This window comes from Lentiprolixibacter sp. (assembly GCF_982873095.1).
Genome location: NZ_CEYNTP010000268.1, coordinates 1 through 3,450, shown reverse-complemented (window position 1 = coordinate 3,450; position 3,450 = coordinate 1). Strand labels below are relative to the sequence as shown.

Below are 3,450 nucleotides of genomic sequence, written 5' to 3'. Positions count from 1 at the left end.
CCCTGGTCGGGCTCAAGCTGGGACACCCGGTCGCGTTCGCCGCGGCCTGGTTCATGCTGTGGGTGATCCCCGGCGTCGGCGTCTTCCCGAGCGCGCACTACCACGACAGCAGCACCCTGTACCTGGCGGCCTGGGGACCCGCGCTCGCGCTCGGCTATGGCGCTTTCCCCAAGGCCGTAGGTCATTAGGGTCCGGTGTACAATGTGGGGTCGGTGAAAGGCCGAAGTGATGCGCGGCAGCACTTCATTATGCATAAGGCTTTTCATTTCAAATGGGACACCGGGCAGGGAAACCAGCACTTGCTTACCGTAGGGCATCCACATTCCGGGAGCTGTCCCATAGGCATTATGCAAGACCGTCGCCTTAGAAGGCACGAGGGCCTGCTGTCGATTCATATCAGAAATGGGTGTTGAGATATACTTTTCGAAAAGGTGTTCTATATGCGCGAGTACCTTGTCATTCCTTACCAGGGTATCCCCCGTAAACTCGCAGAGGGTGTGTTTGGTGATATCGTCTTTGGTAGGCCCTAGGCCGCCGGTAATCAGAATGAGGTCGGCCCGGGAGGTAGCCTCCTCCAGTGCCTGTAAGATATGTTCCTTATGATCCTGTACGGAGGAAATCTGGTATACCGAGATCCCAATTTTATTGAGTTCTTTGGCAATATATGCCGAATTGGTATCTACAATTTGGCCGATAAGGATCTCATCGCCAATGGTAATAATTTCTGCAAACATCAGAAATCGAAGTCGTTTCTAAGCTCTGTGATAACCTGAAGGACGTCTTTCTTAAGAATGGGAAATTTTTCAGCTATTGCCGCACTGTTGTCCCCTGGTGATTTCCCCAGGGTCTCAATTTCCAGGGCAATGGCACGGGTTTGTTCCATACCCAAAAGGTCAACGTTGGGTTTTATTTTATGGGCAAGTTTATACACCTTCTCATAGTCCCCGTCATTAATGGCTGCTTCCAGGTTTTGCAAATCCTGAGGTACTTCATCCAAAAAGACCGCGATAACGGAAGTTATAAAATCGGTATCCCCTTCTGCCATCTCATTGATCTTGTCCAAATTGTATATCATCACTGTATTTTTAAGGAAAACATTTCTTCACCCTCAAGTGTACCCGAAAGGTAATCATTTGGTGCTACTCTACCAACCCCGGAAGGCGTGCCGGTAAAGATGATGTCCCCTTTTTTCAGGGTAAAAAAAGTGGAGACATAAGCCAGTAACTCGTCTACCTTCCACAGCATTTTAGCCGTATGCCCTTCCTGAACCACCTCACCATTCTTGGCAAGGCGAAAATGCAGATCGTTCAAATCAGGAAAACTGCTTTTCGGCACCCATTTCCCTATGATTGCCGCCCCATCAAATCCCTTGGCCTTTTCCCAGGGCAGGCCTTTCTCCTTTAGTTTAGCCTGTAGGTCCCTGGCCGTAAAATCAATCCCAAGGCCAATCTCATCGTAGTATTTATGGGCGAAACGCTGATGGATGTGTTTGCCCACTTTTTTAATTTTTACCAAAAGTTCTACCTCGTAATGGATATCATTAGAAAACTCAGGAATGAAAAAATCCTGTTCCTTCGGGAGGACGGAAGAATCCGGCTTTATGAAAACAACAGGCTCCTCCGGGCGTTCATTAGAAAGTTCGGCGATATGTTCCGTGTAGTTACGGCCTATGCATATGATTTTCATAATGCTGTCCTTTTGAAAGTTTTCGGGCTTAGCCCAATTTATTGTTGAGGCGACTTAATTTGATCTGGGTAAGGACTTTTTTGGTGTAGCGGGGGAAATCTGCATTCAGGATCCAGCCAAAATATCCGGGTTCGCTGTCCAGGACTTCCCTGACTTTTCGGCCCTTGTGTTTTCCAAACGAAAAGGCTTCATCCCCTTCCTTGTCCAAAATGATAAAGCCCGCAAAATCCACCGCTTGTTTACGGGTTGAAAACTCGGATAACATCTTTACATTGTTTTCCAGTTCCGGGTATCGCTCAATCTGGGACAGCAATACCTCATAGGTAGCCTGGGTATCGGCTGCAGCACTATGTGCCCCTTCCAGATCTTTATTGCAATAAAACTTATACGCCGCTGAAAGGGTACGCTGCTCCATTTTGTGAAAAATGGTCTGTACGTCTACAGTTTTGAGGTTTTTGAGTTCGAAATCGATATCCACCCGCAGTAATTCCTCCACCAAAAGCGGGATATCAAACCGGTCCGAATTGAACCCGGCCAGGTCACTATCCTTGATCATGTTCCATATCTCACGGGAACGCTCTCTGAACGTGGGTTCGTTAGCCACTTTTTCATTACTGATCCCATGCACAGCAATAGCTTCCTCAGGGATGGTCATTTCCGGGTTTACCAACCAGCATTTGCTTTCCTTATTTCCGTTGGGATAAACTTTCAGGATGGCTATCTCCACGATACGGTCATTCACCACATTGGTGCCTGTGGTCTCGAGATCAAAAAAACAGAGGGGTTTGCTGAGCTTCAGTTCCATTTCAAGTAGTTTGGGCAAAGATAACCCTTTAGGAGGCCAATGACTATCTGTTCTGCCAACTTATATTTCCCTGTCCACGTCCCAGGATTCCAAATAGTCTGCTACAGCTTTTACAAAGGTACCGCCAAGGGCGCCATTGACCACCCTGTGGTCATAGCTGTGTGACAAGAACATTTTGCTGCGGATACCTATAAAGTCTCCTTCAGCTGTTTCGATCACTGAAGGTACCTTCCGGATGGCCCCAAGGGCCAGGATCCCTACCTGTGGCTGGTTAATTATGGGGGTCCCGAAAACACTTCCAAAGGTTCCCACATTGGTTACCGTGTAAGTGCCATCCTGGATCTCGTCTGGCTTTAATTCATTGTTCCGGGCACGTCTGGCCAGATCGTTTACCACTTTCGCCATCCCCACCAGGTTGAGCTGGTCCGCATTTTTGATTACCGGAACGATAAGGTTGCCATCGGCCAGTGCCGTAGCCATTCCGAGGTTGATGTTTTTCTTTTTTATGACCGTATCCCCCTGCACGGAAATATTCATCATGGGGTAGTTTTTAAGGGCCTTGGCCACTGCCTCCATAAAAATTGGGGTGAAGGTAAGCTTTTCCCCTTCCCGCTCCTGAAAGCCCCCTTTAACCCTGTTCCTCCAAGCTACGAGGTTGGTGACATCCACTTCTATAAAGCTCTGGACATGGGCCGATGTGGATACACTATCGATCATATGCTGCGCGATGAGTTTTCCCATTCGCGTCATGGGAATTGCCTCATCTTCGCCAATTACCTGGACACGGGATACTTCGGGTGCTTTGACCGGCGCTTTTTTAGTTTCGGGTATCTTAGGCGGTGCCTGAGTTGCGGGAGCCGGTGCCACAGGTGTTCCTTCCTTCCTGCCAGCCAGATACTGCAGAATATCGTTCTTGGTTACCCTACCTTCTTTTCCCGTCCCGGTTAGCGCATCAAGTT

5 protein-coding genes are annotated in these 3,450 nt (G+C 48.6%); all 5 read right to left on the bottom strand.

Annotated features, from left to right (window positions below; all coding sequences use genetic code 11):
• Positions 1-734: competence/damage-inducible protein A (locus AC4E7D_RS12935; RefSeq protein WP_490174206.1), on the bottom strand; the 734-nt coding region annotated here is incomplete at its 3' end.
• Positions 734-1,075, bottom strand: coding sequence for an Hpt domain-containing protein (locus tag AC4E7D_RS12930; RefSeq protein WP_490174205.1), 342 nt, complete (start codon positions 1,073-1,075; stop codon positions 734-736). The genes AC4E7D_RS12935 and AC4E7D_RS12930, both read right to left, overlap by 1 nt.
• Positions 1,075-1,686: a fumarylacetoacetate hydrolase family protein gene (locus AC4E7D_RS12925; RefSeq protein ID WP_490174204.1), complete on the bottom strand. Its 612-nt coding sequence runs from the start codon at positions 1,684-1,686 to the stop codon at positions 1,075-1,077. Before AC4E7D_RS12925 ends, AC4E7D_RS12930 begins: the two co-directional genes overlap by 1 nt.
• 28 nt (positions 1,687-1,714) lie before the next feature.
• The gene (locus AC4E7D_RS12920) at positions 1,715-2,491 is read right to left on the bottom strand and encodes an exonuclease domain-containing protein (RefSeq protein ID WP_490174203.1); all 777 of its coding nucleotides are present in this window, start codon (positions 2,489-2,491) and stop codon (positions 1,715-1,717) included.
• A 60-nt stretch (positions 2,492-2,551) separates the two neighbouring features.
• On the bottom strand, positions 2,552-3,450 hold an 899-nt coding region (locus AC4E7D_RS12915; RefSeq protein WP_490174202.1), incomplete at its 5' end, for a dihydrolipoamide acetyltransferase family protein.

Bases quoted from the DNA above. Each gene is read 5' to 3' on its own strand.
- AC4E7D_RS12930 (WP_490174205.1), bottom strand. From the start codon at position 1,075: ATGATATACAATTTGGACAAGATCAATGAGATGGCAGAAGGGGATACC.
- AC4E7D_RS12920 (WP_490174203.1), bottom strand. From the start codon at position 2,491: ATGGAACTGAAGCTCAGCAAACCCCTCTGTTTTTTTGATCTCGAGACC.
- AC4E7D_RS12925 (WP_490174204.1), bottom strand. From the start codon at position 1,686: ATGAAAATCATATGCATAGGCCGTAACTACACGGAACATATCGCCGAA.